General features: G+C 34.1%; 13 protein-coding genes and 2 tRNA genes. 5 read left to right on the plus strand and 10 right to left on the minus strand.

From position 1 onward, the window contains the following. Positions 1-16: 16 nt before the first annotated feature. On the plus strand, positions 17-475 hold the full coding sequence (locus BN2390_RS10680; protein WP_053984338.1) for a hypothetical protein: 459 nt from the start codon (positions 17-19) through the stop codon (positions 473-475). 52 nt (positions 476-527) lie between these two features. On the opposite strand, the gene BN2390_RS10685 is transcribed toward BN2390_RS10680, so the two are convergent. The 6 genes from BN2390_RS10685 to BN2390_RS10710 form a co-directional block, all read right to left on the minus strand. Continuing rightward, complete coding sequence (locus BN2390_RS10685) at positions 528-2,342, minus strand: bifunctional metallophosphatase/5'-nucleotidase (RefSeq protein ID WP_053984339.1); 1,815 nt, start codon at positions 2,340-2,342, stop codon at positions 528-530. 121 nt (positions 2,343-2,463) lie between these two features. Further along, positions 2,464-4,554: a DEAD/DEAH box helicase gene (locus BN2390_RS10690; protein WP_053984340.1), complete on the minus strand. Its 2,091-nt coding sequence runs from the start codon at positions 4,552-4,554 to the stop codon at positions 2,464-2,466. A 142-nt stretch (positions 4,555-4,696) separates the two neighbouring features. Next, positions 4,697-5,998 carry an ABC transporter substrate-binding protein gene (locus BN2390_RS10695; RefSeq protein WP_053984341.1) on the minus strand — a complete coding sequence of 434 codons (1,302 nt, stop codon included), beginning with the start codon at positions 5,996-5,998 and terminating at the stop codon, positions 4,697-4,699. An 18-nt stretch (positions 5,999-6,016) separates the two neighbouring features. Beyond that, on the minus strand, positions 6,017-7,792 hold the full coding sequence (locus BN2390_RS10700; protein ID WP_053984342.1) for a diguanylate cyclase domain-containing protein: 1,776 nt from the start codon (positions 7,790-7,792) through the stop codon (positions 6,017-6,019). 176 nt (positions 7,793-7,968) lie between these two features. Continuing rightward, on the minus strand, positions 7,969-8,373 hold the full coding sequence (locus BN2390_RS10705; RefSeq protein ID WP_053984343.1) for a hypothetical protein: 405 nt from the start codon (positions 8,371-8,373) through the stop codon (positions 7,969-7,971). 79 nt (positions 8,374-8,452) lie between these two features. Then, complete coding sequence (locus tag BN2390_RS10710; protein WP_053984344.1) at positions 8,453-10,612, minus strand: copper amine oxidase N-terminal domain-containing protein; 2,160 nt, start codon at positions 10,610-10,612, stop codon at positions 8,453-8,455. A gap of 207 nt (positions 10,613-10,819) precedes the next feature. Between BN2390_RS10710 and BN2390_RS10715 the strand changes: the two genes are divergently transcribed. From BN2390_RS10715 to BN2390_RS21710, 3 genes are all read left to right on the plus strand, one after another. After that, positions 10,820-11,419 (plus strand): TVP38/TMEM64 family protein, encoded by a 600-nt coding sequence (locus BN2390_RS10715; RefSeq protein WP_053984345.1) that lies wholly within the window; start codon positions 10,820-10,822, stop codon positions 11,417-11,419. A gap of 131 nt (positions 11,420-11,550) precedes the next feature. Continuing rightward, a complete protein-coding gene (locus BN2390_RS10720; protein WP_053984346.1) occupies positions 11,551-16,473 on the plus strand; it encodes a M60 family metallopeptidase in 4,923 nt (1,640 codons plus the stop codon). A gap of 22 nt (positions 16,474-16,495) precedes the next feature. Further along, the gene (locus BN2390_RS21710; RefSeq protein WP_053984347.1) at positions 16,496-17,671 is read left to right on the plus strand and encodes an S-layer homology domain-containing protein; all 1,176 of its coding nucleotides are present in this window, start codon (positions 16,496-16,498) and stop codon (positions 17,669-17,671) included. An 83-nt stretch (positions 17,672-17,754) separates the two neighbouring features. On the opposite strand, the gene BN2390_RS10730 is transcribed toward BN2390_RS21710, so the two are convergent. Beyond that, positions 17,755-18,102 (minus strand): zinc ribbon domain-containing protein YjdM, encoded by a 348-nt coding sequence (locus tag BN2390_RS10730; RefSeq protein ID WP_053984348.1) that lies wholly within the window; start codon positions 18,100-18,102, stop codon positions 17,755-17,757. 210 nt (positions 18,103-18,312) lie between these two features. Between BN2390_RS10730 and BN2390_RS10735 the strand changes: the two genes are divergently transcribed. Continuing rightward, complete coding sequence (locus tag BN2390_RS10735; RefSeq protein WP_053984349.1) at positions 18,313-19,374, plus strand: M42 family metallopeptidase; 1,062 nt, start codon at positions 18,313-18,315, stop codon at positions 19,372-19,374. Between the two features lie 67 nt (positions 19,375-19,441). On the opposite strand, the gene BN2390_RS10740 is transcribed toward BN2390_RS10735, so the two are convergent. From BN2390_RS10740 to BN2390_RS10750, 3 genes are all read right to left on the minus strand, one after another. Beyond that, positions 19,442-20,263 (minus strand): endonuclease/exonuclease/phosphatase family protein, encoded by an 822-nt coding sequence (locus BN2390_RS10740; RefSeq protein WP_053984350.1) that lies wholly within the window; start codon positions 20,261-20,263, stop codon positions 19,442-19,444. A 281-nt stretch (positions 20,264-20,544) separates the two neighbouring features. Further along, positions 20,545-20,617, minus strand: a tRNA-Ala gene (locus BN2390_RS10745). Positions 20,618-20,625: 8 nt separating this feature from the next. Next, positions 20,626-20,696 (minus strand) — tRNA-Gly (locus tag BN2390_RS10750). Positions 20,697-20,815: the final 119 nt, after the last annotated feature.

A 20,815-nucleotide genomic window follows, 5' to 3' on the forward strand; every position in this document is an offset into this window, starting at 1 on the left:
GGAGAGTGCTCATTCTATGAATGCAAATACAGTGAAAGGCGATACCATAGAGGCTAGGCTACGTTGTCTCGGTGCAAATGACGTTCAACAAGTTCAAGGTACTTTATACTTTGTAACTTTTGATATATCAGATTGTGAAGTCTCTTATACCTATAATATCAATGCTAAAAATAAGTATTTTCTTCAACGTATTAAACCCTATCCCATTCCTGAAGGAATTTTTTCTAATGAAGGACAAGTTGTAGAATTTATTAAACGTGATCTAATAAAATTTGAAAATGCTCATCATAGCCATAACTTTTCTAAGTTTGTCGAAGTGACTCAAATGATTCAAACAACCACTAAAGAAATGGAAACCTTCTTTCTAAATTATAATGTTGATAAAGAGTGCCTAGATCAACTTCTAGAAGATCTTGAGACCATTCAAAGAACCATTCGCAACGCTAAATCACGTAGTGAACACATCATTGTATAAAAAATAGGTCCTAGCTTATTTATAAAGCTAGGACCTATTTTTATTTTCTATATTATGCAGCTGGAGTTAATTTAGCTAAGATAGCTTCTACCTCTGTTGCATTAATATAAGTTACATTCTCTTTAACAACTAAAGCTGCACTAAGTTCACCTGATTCATTTGAATCAGCATCTTTTGCTGTATAAGCTTTACTATTTGATTTGAATGTTAATACTGTATCTGCTTTTTCAGCTGTTACCACTTTTTCTACATCATCAAATGTTACTTTAAAACCTTTATCTTGTAAGTAAGCTCTAAGTGCTACTACTTTACTTTCTACTGTTGGTTGTGTAATTTCTGTAGATGGAATAACTTCTTCTACTGGAGCTTCTGTTACAACTGTCATACGAGGAACAAATGTACCTTCTACTGTACCTAATTTTTCTACATAAGCTAAAAGAGTATCCATTAATGTATTATACTCAGCTTTGATTGGATAGCTTTCAAACATTGTGTAACCATCTCCACCAGCTGCCATAAAGTCATTTGTTGCTACTAAATACATTTTGTTAAGGTCAAGTGCTTCACCAGATACTTTGACATCACTTACTCTACTCCCTGCTTCTTTATAAGCATTTAATGTAAATGTAATTCCTGCTGTATGTGGGAAAGCTCCTTTTGTCTCTGGGAAACTATCTACTCCATATTCAAGAGCTGCAAGAAGATCGCTACCTTTGATTTCTTTTACCATGATTGTGTTACCGAATGGGAATACTGTAACCATATTATTCATTGTAATGTCTCCTGCTTCAATAGAAGCACGAATACCACCACCATTTGTAATAGCCACATCTGCCCCTGTAAGTTCAATCATAGCATCTGTCGCTAATTGACCAAGATTAGATTCACCTGTTCTTACAACTTCACGGTCACCAACTAATTTAACTTCTGTTGTTCCTACTACTTTTTCTAACATAGGTTTTTGAGCCTCTTCAACTTTTGCAATTGCATCAATAATTTCTTGTTTTGGTGCTACTTCGTTGAATGCTTCATATCCTAATAAAGTTGCTGTTTTAGAAACTACTTTACCATCTTCAACAACAAGTTCTACTTGTCCAATATCTTTAAGTGCTGTACCTGTACTTACGATTAATGTTTCACCTTCCATACGACCTTCTGGAAGTGTTGTATGACTATGTCCATCAACAATTACATCAATCCCTTCTACACCTTTAGCTACTAAGTCTGATGTATAATCCCCTTCTTCAAGACCTAAGTGACTTAACATAACAACAATATCTACTTTTTCTGTTTCTTTTAATGTTTTAACTGTTGCATCTGCTGTTTCAATAATATCTGCAAATGTATAACCTACTACATTATCAGGGTGTGTTTTAAATGCTGTTTCTGGTGTAGCCATACCAAATACCCCTACTTTAACATCATCAAATTCTTTAACAATGTATGGTTGTACAGCTTGCTCTTCACCTTTAAGTACATTGGCTGCAATAACTGGGTAATTTAATTTATCCATGATACTCATTAAGTTATCTGCCCCAAAGTCAAACTCATGATTTCCAATTGTCATTGCATCATAACCTACTTGGTTAACAATCTCAACAATACTATGTCCTTTTTCAATATTTGCAAAAGGTAAGCCTTGGAACATATCCCCTGCATCAAGCATTAAAACATTGCCATTTGCTTTTTCTGTTTCTACAAATGTTGCAAGCTTTGCAAAACCAATAATTGATTTACCATCATCTTTTACATTTGAGTGTGTATCATTAGTGTGTAGAATTTTCACTGTTGTTTGTGCTGCAAATACTGGTATAGTAGAACATAATGCTGTACCTATTATCGCTAATTTTAACCCTATCCTCTTCATCTTACTTCCTCCTCGTGATTTAAATAATATTTATTAAATTTATGTTAAATCTCTATAAACTATTTATATCACGAACTTTTACTTAAATCAAGCAATAAATGTTCGACTTATGTTAATTACTCTAAAATGTATCAAATAATCGTAACAATTCTTCAGGGTTTAATTTTTTCACTAACCCTTCACCATTTAAATCTTGTTCCATTACAGATTCAATAAGTTCTTTTTTACTTTCTTGTAGCTCAACAACGCGTTCTTCTACAGTTCCTCTTGCAATAAGACTCACCACATTCACAACTTGTTTTTGTCCAATACGATGTGCTCTATCTGTAGCTTGGTCTTGTACAGCTGGATTCCACCATGGATCAAAGTGAATGACCATACTAGCACTGGTTAAATTAAGCCCTGTGCCACCTGCTTTTAATGAGATTAAGAATACTTGCTTTTCATCCGTCTCATTAAACGCTTCTACCAGTTCTATTCTTTTCTTAGCTTCTGTTTTCCCATCTAAATAACTATAACTAATCTCTTCTTGTTCAAATCTTTTTCCAATATACCCAAGCACTTTTGTAAATTGTGAGAAGACTAAAATTTTCTTATCCTTATTCTCATTAATCAAATTGATAAGTACTTCTAACTTAGAATTTTTCCCTTGATAATTTTTTACTAACCATTCTGGCATCAATGCAAGTTGCCTTAATTTGGTTAAATACGTAAAGGCTATAAGCCCCTGGTCTGCTCTACCAAACACTTGCTCCTTCGCCATCTTATTAAAGGCGTTGTAAGCTTTCTGATGCATTCCATCTAGTGGCACATAAAACTTCTGCTCTATTTTATCTGGTAACTCATTTGCTACTTCCTTTTTAGTTCTTCTTAAAAGAAATGGCTTAATCATTTCTTTCAGTGCACCTATTTGATTATGCCCTCCCATAAATACTTTTTGGAATTTAGCCTTTGAATAAAGATACTCTGGCATAACAAAATCAAATATAGACCAAAGTTCTAGCAAGTTATTTTCAATCGGTGTACCTGTTAAAGCAAATTTATGAGTTGCTTTAACAGTTTTAATTGTGCGTGTCAAAACAGCATCCGGATTTTTAATCGTCTGAGCCTCGTCAATAACGCAAAAGTCAAAGTTCTTTCCACTATAAAATGCCACATCATTTTTATAAGTTGTGTACGTAGTTAGTAATACATCATAATCTTTATAATTGTTAATAAGTTGTCCACGTTCTTTGTGTCCATGTACAATAGCAATCTTTAGCTCTGGGGCGAACTTCTCAAATTCTTTCCTCCAGTTATAGATAAGCGCTGTTGGCGTAATAATAAGGCTTTTTTTATCTTTTTGACTCAATATAAAAGTAATAACTTGTAGTGTTTTTCCAAGTCCCATTTCGTCAGCCAATATCCCTCCAAATCCATACCATGCTAATGTGCTAAAAAACTCATATCCTTTGACTTGATAGTCTCGTAGAATAGGGCACAAAGTATCCGGTACCTCTACCTTCTTCTGTTTTTTCTTCACTTTTGCTAGTACTTGGCTAACATACTCTCTTCCTTCCATAAAGCTCATATGCTCTTCTAAATACTCTTCTAAATAAAGCATCTTAGTTTGAGGAAGAATTAATGTACCAAAATCATTGTAGAGCCCTAATAATTCAATAAATTCAAAGGTCTCTTTTAATCTTTCATCACCTAAATCTAAACAGCTTCCGTCTTCTAGACGATAAAGTTTTTTTCCTTCTTTAAATGCTGTATAAATTTTTCTTTGTTCACTCTCTTCTATCCCTTCTATACTAAAATTCATCTTAAGTGTACCATTTCTAGCAGGGGATAAATTTACATGTACTACAGGGCTATAGACTACCCCTTCTTTATCTTCTACTACATCCTGTTTTGTTCTTAAGCTTTCAATTCCTTTTAAAACTGTTGCTACTACATGAGGACATATTTTAATATTTCCTGCTAAATGAATTGCACTTTGACAATCACAACTCGCTTCCACAGTCCCTCTTCTTGAATCAATATTCGCCATGCATGTATAATTTTGACGGTGATATTCATCCTTTACATTTGCATAAAAGGTAGCACCATATTCAGTCGTATTTACATATTCACCATAGACACATTGATTTTTATAAAGTGCCTGTCCACTCTTATATTTCATACTATCTGTATGAAGCTGCAATAATGCTGGAATTCTATTTAAATCCATTTTTTCACCTCTTTCTAGACAAACATAAAATCCTCAAATAACTACTAGGTATATCTGAGGATTTACGCATTTTATTTTATTTTCTGATGGCATTGTATCACATTCGCATTAAAGTTTCTACCCATAAGACCTATTACTACGCTTATTCCGTGATCATATCTAATTCTTTTCTTAAAAGCTCAATTTCTTTTCCTAATCGTTCTTCTATGGCATTCTGCATCATTTTAGTTGTTTCATCTACTGTATATTCTTCATCTAGTGAGAGATTTAAAATGTTCTCCCATATTTCAAATCCTTTTTTATCTAACGGTGTTATCCTATACTCTTGTGTTTTGCTAAGTACTTCATAATAAAGCTGTTGGTCTTTTTGTCCTCCTAAAAAGGTATTTTCATGATTCAAGCTTTCTTGAGTTTCTCTAGAAGGCAAATAGCCCGGTATATTTCCTAAAGCCGCTGAATCTTGCTCAAAATTATAAAATCTTATAAAATTCCAAGCACCTTCTTTGTTTTTCCCTTCTTTAGGAATAGACATCAATGTACTGTTATTCCATCCATATATATTAAATGGCAAACGGGTTACTCTCCACAAGCCTTCTTGTTCGGGTACTAATGTCTGTAATTCATTTGCTCCCCATGTACCTAGGTAGAGCATAATTAAATCCCCATCTCTAAGTGCCTGTCTTCCTCTTTCCATCCAAATATCAGCATAAAGTGCTAACCTCTCTTTGTGAACTTCTTGAGATATGCCTAGAGCTTGTTCAAATTCAGACGTTATACGTACAAAATTTAAGTTTTCATCAAAACATGGTCCTGCCAATCCAGCTATCCACACTGCATTTCCTGCCCATTGAGAAAGATATTTGTTGTCTTTGGCAAATACACGACACATCTCTAACCATTTCTCTGGGTCCGCCATATATATCCCCAACGCCTCAGGCTCTGAGGGGAATCCATAAGCCTCCATCACATCTGCACGATAATACGTTACAACAGGTGCTGTAGCAAAAGATAACCCTATTAGTTCCTCACCACCAAATGCTTTACCTAACTGCCATAATTCAGGATCAAAGTCTTTTTTATAAGCTGATGCATTATAAGGTTCTATACTTAAATTTTCAAAAGAAGATAGAGTATTAAAATTAGCCCAATCTGTACTATCAATAATCATAAGATCTGGCACCTCTCCTGTCACAAGCGCATCTATATAATTACTTACATATTCCTCATAAGGTAACACTTTTACCTCTACTTCCATATTAGGATATTGTCTATTGAAATCTTCTATTACTTCTTCCCATCCACCATAATGTGACCATATGGTTAACTTTTCCCCTTGTTGTTCAACTTCTACCCTACCAATGTTTGAAATATCTATCGGCTCTTTCTCTGTACATCCCACTAACATACATACTAATACCACAACTACCCCTACTGCTCTCTTCATACCTTCTCCTTCAACGGCTTATTTATTCTTTTTTACATTATATAAATACACACTTTTATCTCTTCTATTTTTGGAATGATACATGGCTTCATCGGCTCTTTTAACAATTTGATCTATACTATTACCATGATCAGGATAAATACCTATTCCTATACTCGCAGTTATCTCTCGCATTTCTTGATTCAATTTAAAACTTTCTTCAAAAATTTGATTAGCGCTTTTTCCCAATGCTACAATAGACTCTTTTTGTATTGTTTGATGAATGAGTACAAATTCATCACCACCCAACCTAAAAGCCTTAGTTTCATACGACTCTAATCTTCTAAGACGTGCTGCAACTTGCATTAATAACTGATCGCCTACATCATGCCCCAATTCGTCATTTACTTGTTTAAATTTATTAAGATCAATGAATATAACACCAACTTTACCTGCTGCCTTACTATTAACAAGGTTATTCAAATACTCTTTAAAATAAAGACGATTTGCAAGTCCTGTTAAAACATCGTAATAAGCTAATTCTTTTAGCTCCTCTTTCGATTCTTGAAGCATTTCAAACATCTTATCTAATTCAGTGTACATACTTTTAAAGTTCTCTACTAACAAATTGATTTCGCTTATTCTACTCATTGGCCAAATGATTTGTTCTTGTGTTGTCAAACGACTCGGCAAATGATCAGTTAATGTTACTAATTCATTAATAGAGTTTAATAAAACACGATTAAGTGCCCAAAATGCTATAAGAACGAATAAAATAAAGACACTCATAATTTGAAAATGTGTTAAATATTCTTCCATAACCATTATCCTATAGCGATCTATAGGAGTAATAATATGTATATTAAGCTGGCTTTTTATAATAGGTAACTCAAATATATAATAACCTTTTAATTCTTTACTAAATATTTTAACAGGCCTAATCTTAGAAATTTCAACATATGAAAAATCTTCTTTAATAGGCATAATTTCAATATCTGATGCAATTCCTTCTTCTATACTAGGTATAGAATTCATAATCAGTTTATTAGTATCTGTAGAAATCATTAGATAAATAGGTTCTTCTCCTATATATTGATCTACAATTTGTTGGATATGGGCTACTTGAACCTTACCTTGTAACTTAAACTTTTGTAACTCTAGCTTCGACCAACTCATAATCTTTTTATTAACTTCTTTTGCTACTGTTTGAGCTTGCTTATAATTGTTCTCTTGATATACCTTTTGCATCTGGGCACCATTGGTAATAATTGTAATAAAAAATGGTGCCAAAATAGTTCCCATGATAATGTGAAAGGCAATTTGACTAAAAGATACTGTGGGCATACTTGCTTCTTGTCGCTGCCTAAAAACTTTCCAGTAATAGCATATGATCTGTGCTATAAATGCATTGAATAAACTATTGATCAAAAGATTGATTAAACTAAAAATCATCTCATTATTCTTCATTCCGACCAGTAAATAACATGCCATATTTCCCCAAAGCCCAAATAAGCACCAATAAGTAAGTACATTAATAAATAAATTCTTTCTTCTTTTTTTTCTATAATAGTAGCAAACTACTAGCACTTCCAATAAACCTATGACCTGAATAGGATTAAAACCTCTTACTACAAAACTCAATATATAAACAAGAATTGTCGCACCTATAACATGCTTATAGGCATATATACCCCCAATTATAAAAAGAAATAAATTCCCAAATGTAAAACCTATATCAAATATATAGTGCATTGGATTAATATTTGCAACAAAAGCTGCCATAAAAAGTATGGCAAATATTATGTGTCTCCCCATTTCCCCTCCCATTTTATGTCATTTTTCTACATTTTTATACTTTATTATACCATCTATTGCATTAACCTTCTATTACTTTATAATTTCTGGTCTACACTTTTAAATTCACACCATTATAAATAGCCTTCTAAAACTATTTTATTAAAAAAAGCATGGCTTATTACCATGCTTTTCACCTATACGTTTAATATTTCATCAATAAAGCTTTGATTCTCTTGTAGTACTTCTGAACGCATTATAAAAATTCTAACATCTTTAATATCTCTGATCCAGCTATGAATATGATCTTCTGTTTCTTTAAATGCTTGTAATTTTTCATCAATTGCCTTTTCATAGCTACTTAAGCGTTCGGTTTCCCCTTCTTCTTGACGGCGTTCCGCTAAAAAGGCTTGTAGATTATCTTTTAATTCTTCTAAGTTGTTATGAAGCTCTACATATTCTACAAGTTTAACATCTTCTCTTTTATGATTAATAGTACGCTCATCACTCCAAAGTTCTAATTGTCCAACGAGTTCATCTAATTTACGTAAATCACCTTCAAAACATTCATATTGCTCTTCTAATTGTTCGTTATAACTCATAAGTCCTCCTAAAATGCTATCGCTTTCTTTTTTAGATTATACAAGCTTTTAGGCTGTATTAAAAGCCATATTGTAATATTTATTCATAGTATCCAACAAAAGTCGCTGTTTCTAGCTTACTATTCCACTCAACCTTTAAGTCAAGGGCACGTGCTACTTCTCCAATAGGAACCATTGTATAGCCTTGTTTTAACTTGGCTGATGTCTGCATAACTACTTTTTCACCATCTACATACATCGTATCTGAATTAATTTCAAGCTCGATCACTTTATTTGCATACACAGTTAAGACTTGTGTCTTGGCATCGTATTTAACATTTTCTTGTCCTATACCAAGTGCTTCAGCTACATATTTAATGGGTACCATTACACGCCCATTCTCTATATAAGCTGGCACTTCTAAGTGATAATAGCGTCCATTTACCGCATAAGCTTCTTCTCCTAGCTTAAATGTAATCACTTTGCGATTTTTAGGACCAATATCTACTAATACAAAGTCTTCATTTATAATAGGTGCAATCGATTCAAAATGATTATTTTTACTAATAGTTTGTTCTGATAAACTCGAAAGAGCAGGACCTCCAACAGCCACCTCAAATCTTCCCTGTGGTACAGTACCATCTAATGTAAGTCCAAAATGCTTAATGACAATAGTAGAAGGGACACTAGACTCCGCAATAATAGGAAGTTCTACACCTCCATCTACTATTTTAGGTTCACCCACTACTATATCTCCTTCAATCACGGCTACAAGAGGTGCCTTTGAAAGGTGTATCATAGAAGTGTCTATTCCTATGAATAAAGAAGCATTTTGTTTGAGAGCACCTTGTTTATTCTCTTTGATAGTAAGACTCCCACCCATTTGGTCTTTGACACCACTTTTTGCTTCAACAGCTTCCACCTTCACATTTACAGGTTGTGCTACACTAAATAATTTCTCATCTATCTCATTTGGTAAAGCACTTCCTTCTAAATGTACTGTCACATTCCCACTAAATTCTGTAGGTATTTTTACGTTAAATTTAAAATTAAGATTTTGCTTATTTCTTAAGCTTTCTTCATTTAAAGTATTTATTTTGAACCCTATACATTTCCCATTTTCTATAAGGGCATCGTATTGAAGTGACATGCCTTCAACCATTACGTCTACTTTTCCATCTTTTTGCAATACTTCAACACCACTAGATACTGTTATAAACATTGCTCTTTCTTTTAAAAGAGAATCTTGCATATCTTGTAATAAAGTAAAATTTACTTGTTTAAGTTGACCCGATAAAATAGAGGCTTCATTTTCCACTTTTAAAGTTACTTTATACTCACCAAGCTCTAATACTTTAAAGCTTGTTTCTTCTACTAAATCGCCTGTTACTTTCACAGTAACCTCTTGTATTCTAGGTTGATGATCTTTTGCCTTTACTAAAACACCTTCTAAGGTAAATGCTCCTTTACTACTTTTAGGCACTTCTTTAATTGTATCTGGTAAAGTAATTTGTAGCTGTCCGTCTGAAAGTAATTTCAAATTCTCTTTACCTACGTTAATGCCTTCAAAGCCTTTACTTCCTACTAATTTGCTACTATCCATTAATTCAAACATAAAATCTGTATGCTCTAAACGAAGTAAAATAGTATTTTGTTTCCCTTGTTCTAAGCTACTACGTATCTGCCCTACATAATTTTCTTCTATATTAATCTTAGGCATCATACCCTTTTCAGTTACTTTTTGTATTTTCTCTATAGGTATAACTTTTGCTTTGCCTGAAGCAATGTTTGCAAAAGTTAACATTTCTTCTGTTACTGTTGTATTATTGCTATCAATATGAAGTTTTGCTTCTTTTCCTGCTACTTTCACATATAAAGGAATCTCTAATACTTTTCCTTTTTCTAAATTCCCTTCTACAACCTGTACTTCAAGCTCTATAGGTGAAATTTGTTTACCTATAACCAAAACGTCAGGCTGTTCTTCTGTCTCATCAACTTTAAGTAAAGTCATCTCATCCTTTGTCCATATTGCATCTTGCAAATTAATATAGAATCGATCTCCTTTTGACAAACCATCATTAAGTTCTATATTAAGCTTTGGTGCATCGACCTCATTTTCTTCTATACCAAGCACTTCTCCCTGTCCAACTGTTACTACCTTTGTAATATGATTAATGGATTTTGCCCATAATAGATTAGGCATAATCCCTAGTGTATATATTATAATGATACTTGCTATAATCCGCTGGCGTCTTTTCACATTACCACCCACTTTCTAGTTTGTTGTCATGCTACTATTTACGTCCGTGAGAATGATTATACGCTTCCTATACATGTACCTCAATAGGAGTTTGCTGGATAAATTTTAATAATCCTTAAGATAATTTAATATTTTTTTCTACACAATATTAAGATTTCATATATATGATAGTGATAGTAAATCTATTATCGTAAAGGTGAAAGACATATGTGTACAAATACAACGCTAACTAAAAAATTTATTAATAGTTCCTCTATGATCGGACTACTTTTAACCATAGTCTTTTTAGTCTATGGATTTAAGACAGGCATTTTTACCTCTCCTGAACATCTTTCTGCATTTATAAAGCATATTGGAATATGGGGGCCTATTATATTTGTCATTATTCAAATCATTCAAGTTGTAATTCCTATTATTCCTGGTGGTATAAGCTGTGTTGCAGGGGTTATCCTATTTGGTCCACTCTATGGTTTTCTTTATAATTATTTAGGCATTGTAATTGGTTCTATTATCGTATTTGGACTTGCAAGATACTATGGAACGCCATTTATACAAAACTTAGTGTCACAAAATACTTATAATAAATATATAGGTTGGCTAGATAACGGGCGCCATTTTGATAAATGGTTTGCACTTGCTATCTTTCTTCCTGTTGCCCCAGATGACTTTCTTTGTATGCTTGCTGGCTTAACTCAAATGAGTTATAGACGCTTTATTGCTATTATTATTCTCGGAAAGCCTGCTTCCCTTCTTGTCTATAGCCTAGGTCTTACTGCCCTCCTTCAATCTCTTATGCACATGCTCTAATAAATTAAAAATTATAAAAGAAACTACTATTTTAATAATAGTAGTTTTCTTTTTTGTACTATTATCCATTTTTGTTTTTGACCGATATAAATTTTGTATTCGTATACAGATTTTATACAAGGAGGAATTTTATGCAAAAAAAAATTGCTTGGCTTTTAATGAGTGCAGTTGTTACAACTAGTACATTGCCTGCTCCACTCACCCTCGCCTTGCCCACTAGTACTTATGCACAAGAAGCCTATGGTGACTTAGAAGTTACAGTAGGTTTTGACTATCCTCTTCACTTTGTAGATGCTACTCACACTAAAATGCAAGTGACACTTCTACAAGATGAAAGTGAAGTCTTTACTTTAGCCTTAGGAAAGGATATCATTGAACAATCATTTAACTTAAATGGTAAATCCTACTCAGTAACAGTCTCGCCACAACTGAAATCGGACAGCACAGTTCAATCCTACGCTCTTAACTTCCACCAACTTCCTGTAGGGGATTACAGAGTGCAAGTAGCTGGTGATGGTTATAAGACCTATACATCTAGTAATATGTCTCTTAGCCAATACTCAAAACATCTTTATGTCAATTCTGCCAACGCTACCTTTACCGCTGGAGATTTAAACCAAGATGGTGCCGTTTCTAACGAAGATTTAAAACTTCTTGAAGAAACACTTAATCAATCAACTAGCAATATACAATATGATTTAAACCGTGATGGACTTATTGACATTACAGACATGACTTATATCTACCAAAATATAAAAGCTACTGAAGGTGAAAAGCTATTAGATACCTCTCTTATCCTTGGTACTACTATTGATTTAACAACATCTAATCAAGATCTTAAAGATGCTAATAGTGAGCATGTTACTATTACAGGGTCCCTTAACAACTTACTAGATAGTACGATACCTGAGGGGATTAGTCTCACAAATACTGCCGGAACTATAACAGAGGAAAGCCCTGTTCAAATCCCTATCGTCTTTAATGAACCTGTTGAAATGCAACAAATTGCATTTACAACACCTGCTTCTGAGGATGGTATTACTAAAGGTACACTTATTATAGAGCAAGAAAATGGTTCTCCACTTACATATGACTATGACTATACAAACGAACCTGTAGCCACAAGAAGTGCTTCTTTCTTTAATACTCAAAAAGAGATTGTTATTCCTCTTGGCAAACAAGTTGCTGTAAAGAAAATTACGATTCAAGTAACTGGTACTGTAAGTGGTAAAGATACTGCTGCTGTAACAGAGATTAAGTTCTTAAAAGATATTGTAGATGATGCCATTGACCAAGAAAAAGGCTATATTAAGAACCTCACTGCTAAAGCTGGCGATGAAGAAGTCACACTAAGCTGGGACCGTGTACCAAATGCTTCTGGTTACACCATCGAATACGGTACTCAAACAGGCAACTATACAAAGACATTAACAACTTCTAAAAGTTCTATGACTATAGATGGTTTAGAAAATGATATGGATTATTACTTTGTTGTACGTGCTACAAATGGTGCTTGGGAAGGTCCAATCTCTAACGAAGTATCTGCTATGCCAAAACCTGGTTCCGCACCAGCTGCTCCAGGGGGGTTATCACTTATTGAAGGTGATGGCATGCTTACTGTTAATTGGGGTGCAAGTGAAGGTGCCAAAAGCTATAATCTCTACTATCGTAAAGCTACAGATTCTAGCTATACACAAATTAAAGATATTACAAGTGCACGTTATGACTTAGTTGGATTAGATAATGATATGACTTACTATATCTATGTCACAGCAGTCAATGCACGTGGTGAAAGCTCGCCTTCAGCTGAACTTGTGGGAATACCAAGCAAACCAAATACAGATGCACCACTTATTCCAACTTATAATCAGCTTCCTACAAGTGCGATTACGAATATTGAATTAGTAGATCCAAACAATATTAACTTACCTCACTATCCAAATGGATTTGATATTAATAATATCATCGATGGTGATTTTACAACCCATTGGACTGCTAAAGGTTGGGGGCATAATGCTGGTGTAAGGGTAACCTTCGATCAACCTTATGATATGAACTATGTAGTACTTGCCCCAAGACAAGATGGTGATTTTAAACGTGTTCTTCATTACTACTCTATTAAGGTTTGGGAAGATTTAGAGAGCGAACCAAAAGTTCTTGTTCCAGGTTGGACAGTTATTCCTGGAAAAGATCATGAAATTGTTTCAAAAGGATATGCCGTACTTCCTTTCCCTAAATCAAAAGTTCAAAAAATTGAAGTACGTATACGACAATGGGATGGTTCTCCTGCTGGATCATTACCTACTATATCTGAAGTTGACTTCTATGAATATTACGGCGTTGAAGAAGAGCTACGTGCCCTCTTTACAGATGACGCTTACAAAGCACTTAAATCAAGTGTTACTTTAGAAGAAATCGAAGCTATTGAAGCAAAAGTTCAAGGATTAAATGGTGAATACTTCATTGACCAAGATATTCTACTTGAAGAAGTCAAAATGGCTAAAGCTCTTTATTATAAGGAAGCGAATGCACTTGGTCCTATTGTAACAGTAGAAAACACAAGAAATGCATCAAGTGACCGTGATCGCCAATTTGCTTATACCTTAAATGATTTGCAGCCTATAGGGGCAGCTGTTGTATATGATCAAGATAAACTCAATCGCAAGTATCCAGATCATATTGTTGCCTATGTCAATGCACCAAAAGAAGGTTCACTTCCAAAACTCATCTTCACTCAATATTATGGTGAGGCTTCTAAATGGCAAACTGCAGTAGAACTCACACCAGGTCGTAATGTTATTGAAATTCCAAAACTCACTAACATCAACACACCTGTTGGTGGTTCACTCTATCTACAATATAGTGGAGATCAAAAAGATATAGAAGTTCATCTTGAAGGTGTAACTAAAATTCCTACACTGGATGTACAAAACATAAGTGATTTAAGTGCAGCTGCTACTATTAAATCTGATATTAAAGACTATCTTCTTGCATTACAAGCACACCAAGCACTACTCAAAGGAACGCTTACAATAAATCCTCTTAACTCAACTGAAATTGGTACAGATAAAGTACTTCTTTCTCTTCCAAGTGCTGAGGTATTAAAAGCTATCCAAAACACAGCTGGTAATGATTTAGATGCACAAGTAGATGTGCTCTATAATGCACTTATTACATGGGATCAGACTATGAATCTACACTATCAAATTGCTGGTTTAAGCGAAGATGCAACTGAATCTAAAAATCGTTTCCCATCTTCTCGTATTAATATTCGTACAATGCGTATGACAAAAGCCTTCATGTATGCAGGTGGTGCACATATTGGTATCGGTCATGGCTCTAGTGGTAACTTAGTAACTTGTCCACCAGACGCACTTTCTGGCTACTTTGGCTGGGGTATTAATCACGAAATCGGACATGTCTTAGATATGCCACGTCGTACCTATGGTGAAACAACTAACAATATTTTCTCATTATTTGCTCAAACGATTAATGATGGCCCTTCACGCTTAGAAACAAGTAATAAGTATGAGGATATTTATAAAAAAATCGTCTCTGAAAATCCAGGTATGGCAACTGACGTCTTCGTTTCATTAGGATTATTCTGGCAACTTCATCTAGCCTATGACTATGATGAGTTTGTAGGCACTAATGCCTTCTATCCTCAGCTTCACAGATTATACCGTGATAACTTTGAAACACCTTCTACTAATGGGGATATTGATGAGAAAATGAATCTTTTGATTCGCCTTGCGAGCGATGTTGTAGGTAAAGACTTAACACCATTCTTTGAAAAATGGGACATTAAAATCTCTTCTGATACCAAAGCCTATATGAGTGCCCAAGGTTATGAAAAAGAAACACGTGCAATCTATTACCTAAATGATGAAGCAAGACGTTATAAGCTTGCTGATGGCCCTGGTATTAATAATTTTAATCTGACTGCTTCTGCGACTAAGCTCGACCTAGAAGCTCATTTAGATCCAGCTGTAGAAATTAATATTGAACTTGCTAACCCGTCAGATGCTGAGCATATTTTAGGTTATGAAATCTATCGTAATGATAAACTTATAGCCTTTACAACAGAATCTACATATATTGATGAAATCAGTTCTCTTAACAATGTAAGCCTTGACTACAGCGTAATTGCTTATGATAAGTTACTTAATGCTTCATCTGAAGTATCTTGTAACTCTGTTTATATTAATTATGATGGTACTTTAGATAAAACAGGCTGGAACTTTGACTTTAGCGATGTCACTACTGGTAGTGCACTAACTATTGACATGCAAAAAGTTCAGACCGTAACAGGACTCAAAGTATCTGATGTTGTTACAACCACCTCAGGTGCCTATACCTTACTTGTAAGTACAGACGGCGAAAATTGGACAACTGCTAAAGCTTCAACTTTAGACTCTGGCGATAACTATCAGTACTTTAATAAACCAGGCACCAACTCTGATGATCAACGTATTTGGAGCTATGATGCACGTTATATTCAAATTATAGGGGATATCATAACTACGCTTACTCCAAGTCAAATAGATATTATCACTTATCCAGGAGATGCTATCTACTTTATTGAAGATGGTATCGGTAAACTTAAGCATGATTTCTACATTGGAGACCCTGATCTTGAAGATGGTATACTACCTAAAGGTTCATTAGTAGTAGTTGGAAACTATCGTGGTAATCCTGTATTTAATAGTATGGAAATTCACGGTAAATACTTAGTTGAAGCCCATGGTAAAGAAGCTGAACTTGTGGAAGCACCAATTGCGGGGGATATTTATCTCTTTACAGAAATTCCTGAAGATAACCAAGTATCTACAATTGATCAAGGTATCTGGATTTTTGTTCCAAGCGATCAGACCTTACTTGATGCTTTAACTCATTCCGAATCCGAAGAACACGAGGAAACACTTGAACTATTAACAGCTATCAAGGCAGTCCTTTATCGTACATCGGATGCTTCAACTACAGATAATGCCTATATAGTAAGTGATACACCTTGGATTATTCCAACTGCTGAGTCACTTATTACCTTACAATAAATTTTATTAATGGGAGCATGATATGAAAAAAATAATATTCCTCATGTCACTATCTCTAAGCATGCCTACTTTTGCTCTTTCACCTTTTGGTGTAGAGTTTAAAGTTAATGAAAAAGCTTCAAAATTGCAAATAGAACTTACCAATGTGCCTTCTGGTACTAAGTCCTTTCAATTAGCGTATAACCTTGAAAATGTTCAAGGTTATACAAAAGCTTTATGGGCATCCTTCTTAGAAAGTGGCCATACCTATATCCAACTTACACCTAGTACAGATTCTGCATCAGTTACGCTCTATGCTATTGCCGAGCAAGCACTTCCAAGTGATTTTACACTTATAGAATTAGATCTAGATACAGATTCTAATTGGGCTGTACAAAAAAATGTCTCTATCAAATATCTGAATGAATTTTTAGAAGAAACCACCCTTCCTACTTTTGATGCAAAGCTTACTCAAGTAGAAGATAATAACTCTGGTAATGATGGTTCTGGCAATGGTGGCTCCGGCAATGGTGGCTCCGGCAATGATGGCTCTGGTAATAGTGGCTCTGGCAATAGTGGCTCTAGTAATAGTAACTCCACCAATAGTAAACCAACTAAACCTTCTACACCTGATGTAGAAATCCAACCAGAAACACCACTTATTGAAACCATTCATTTTAATGATGTAGATGAGCATTGGGCTAGTGATTCTATTAAACGCATGGCCCAAAAAGGTCTTATTACAGGCTACATAGATGGTAGCTTTAAACCTAATGGCACTACAACACGTTCTGAGTTTGCAACATTAATTGCAAAAGCTTTTGAGCTAAAGGCTACCACACCAACTCATCCATTCCAAGATGTTAAATCTAACGTTTGGTATACAGATGGTATTTTAGCACTTTATGAACGTGGTATTATTACAGGTCTTACACAAGATACTTTTGGTGGTGACACATCTATCACTAATGAACAAATGGCTACAATACTCTATCGTACATTAGAAAGCCTTGATATTGAACTTCCATTTGTACGAAGTTATATACCATTTAAAGATAGTGAAATCATTAGTCCTTACGCCCTTGATGCCGTTAAGGTCATGTACGAATCAGGACTTGTTAATGGTCTTTCAGATCATAGCTTTGCACCAAAAACATTAGCAACACGTGCACAAGTCGCAACTATACTTGATCGTATCCTTTTACTTATTAACAACTAACCTTAGATTACTATATAGTATAAATAAAAAGGATGTTGCAATTTTTAATTGCAACATCCTTTTTATTTATACTTATAAACTATTTATATTTTTTTAACCACTTCTGATTTAAGTTTCATCGCACCGAAACCATCGATTTTACAATCAATGTCATGTCCGTCTGTTGCTTCATGAATTAAACGAATACCTTTTACTTTTGTACCGATTTTGATAACAGATGAGCTTCCTTTTACTTTAAGGTCACGGATAACTGTTACTGTATCACCATCATTTAATACATTTCCATTAGCATCTTTAATAAGTAATGCTTCTGCTTCTGCTGCTGCACCTGCTGCAGTCCATTCATGTGCACATTCTGGACAAATTAAAAGGCTTCCATCTTCATAAGTATATTCTGAATTACATTTTGGGCAATTTGGTAAAGTAGACATATTCTAGTTCTCCATTCGTCAGTGTTTTTACAAGTTTATATAGTATCATATTCTTTACTTGTTGACAAACTTAGTTTTAGTTTTTTTACCCTTTTTCATAACTAAACCTTATAGTCTCCATATTATATATTTATTTTACCTATTAAAAATTATAGTTTATAGTATAAGGTAATATCAGAATATATTACATACTATTATAAGGAGTCCCTCATGATTGAATCACAATTTAAACATTTTTTAACCCACTACCTCAGCATGCCTAGTCCTGGTGGCTATACTGAAAAAGCTATCTTAAACTGTAAACAAGATTTTGAAGCACTTGGCCTTTCTACTCATCTTACTAAAAAAGGCGGGCTGATTGCAGTTCTTCCAGGTAAAGATACAAGTAAACAAGTTGCCATTTCTGCTCATATGGATACTTTAGGTGGAATGGTAAAAGAAATCCTTCCTAACGGGCATATCCGTTTCCATAAAATTGGTGGCGGTCTGTATCATGCATTAGAAGGTGAAAACTGTACGATTATCACTTCAACTGGTAAAACAGTAAGAGGTTCTATTATGCCTCTAAAATCTTCTACACATCTTTATGGTCAAGATGGTGCTAGTGAACCACGTAATGAATTTAGTGTTGCTATTCGTTTAGATGAAAAAGTTTCATCTGTCTCTGATGTTCATCAACTTGGTATCCAAGTAGGTGACTTTATCTACATGGATCCTAGACTTGAAATTACAGAGAATGGTTTCATCAAATCTCGTTACATCGATGATAAAGCCTGTGTTGCTATTGTTCTTGAACTTTGTACTAGATGGGTTAAAGAAGGTATTCAGCCTAATTATACAACTTTCTTCTATATCAGTAACTTTGAAGAAATGGGACATGGTATCTCTAACATCTTTAACAGTAACTCTCCATTTTCTAATGTCCACGAATTTATAGCACTAGATATTGGTATTGTCGGCCACACACAAACTTCTAGTGAATATAAAGTAAGTATTGCTGCAAAAGATGCAAGAACAGTGTATGACTACGCTCTTAGACAGAAACTTGTAAACTGCTGTGAACAAGACAAAATCCCTTATGCCGTAGATGTCTATAACCGTTATAGCTCAGATGCTTCACAGGCTATGGGATTTGGCTGTGACTTTAAATTTGCATGTATTGGGCCAGGTATTGATGCAAGTCATCATTATGAACGTACTCATATGGAATCTATACTTGCCACTAGTAAACTTATAGAAAGCTATCTTCTTAATAACTTAATAGAAGAATAAGTAAAACCAGGTATTACTTCTTTTTAGATGTAATACCTGGTTTTTTATCATTTTATCAAGATGTCTATTATTGATATGACCATGCCAATTTTGCTACAACTGGATAATGATCTGATGGATACTTTTCATTTACTTTATCTCTACATATTTCTATATCTTGAATTTCAATATCATGGGTTGTAAAAATATAATCTATAGGTTTACCTACTGTTTTCCCTTTAAATCCATGATAGCTACGCCCTATTTTTTCTTCTTTACAACTATATTTTTCAGTATAAGCATTTTGAAGAGACAGCTCTCTTTGTAGTTTAAGCTCTTGCCACCATTTCTTAAATGTCTTACTAGATGGTGTTGCATTAAAGTCACCCATTAACAGTACTGGTGCCTCATACTTTTCATAGTGTTCTTTCATTTTATCTGTAATTAATTTAAGGCCATTAATACGTGCTAAATAACTTAAATGATCTAAATGAGTATTAAATATATTAATTTTTTGTTCTTCATTATTTTTTAAAGAGAGAGTACATGTTGTACAAATTCTAGGAAACATTGCTAGCCAAGCTCTACTTGGTTTTTCTGGTGTTGAAGATAACCAAAATGTATGCTCCTCTTCCACTTTGAATTTGTCTTTAAGATAAAATACAGCTGTATACTCTCCTTTATCTTCCCCATTTCTGCCTACACCTACGTAACTATACTCAGGTAGAAGGTCTAGCATATCCTTTAAGCTGTCTGCCGTTAATTCTTGTGTTCCTATAATATCTGGCTTATTATTTTTAATAATTGCAGCAATAAGTTGTGTTCTATAAGCCCAACGATTGTCCCCAAACGCAAAATAATTACGCTTCATATTAAAACTCATTACTTTAAGTGATATTGATTTCTGCATGGTGACCTCCAGTTCGTTCAATTCTTCTCTGCTTATTATTATATTGCTTATTTCTAAATAATCTCCTATATGATTATTAATTTTTCTTAATCTCTTAGTTTATTTCTTACATTGTATAACTATAATGTCATCTAATCAAGAACTTCTTCATTTTTTCTTCATAGTAATTTTGTCCTATTCCTAAGCTTCTATCTATCAAATAAACAAGTGGCTCTTGCCACCTTTCTTTTACTATTGCACAAAAAGCCTAGATTTCTGAATTAGAAATCTAGGCTTTGATATGGAGATGAGGAGAATCGAACTCCCTACCTCTTGAATGCCATTCAAGCGCTCTCCCAAATGAGCTACACCCCCAAAGTTAAAGCGGCTGACGGGAATCGAACCCGCGTTCCCAGCTTGGGAAGCTGGTGTTCTACCATTGAACCACAGCCGCTTATTTATATTTTTATTATACTCCAAATTTTTACTTTTTCAATATTTAAATTCTGAATTTTATATTTTATTTTTTTTAATAAGATACATTAACTTTTAATTGAAATGATTACCATAAAA

Source organism: Niameybacter massiliensis, from assembly GCF_001282685.1.
Lineage (GTDB): Bacteria > Bacillota > Clostridia > Lachnospirales > Cellulosilyticaceae > Holtiella > Holtiella tumoricola.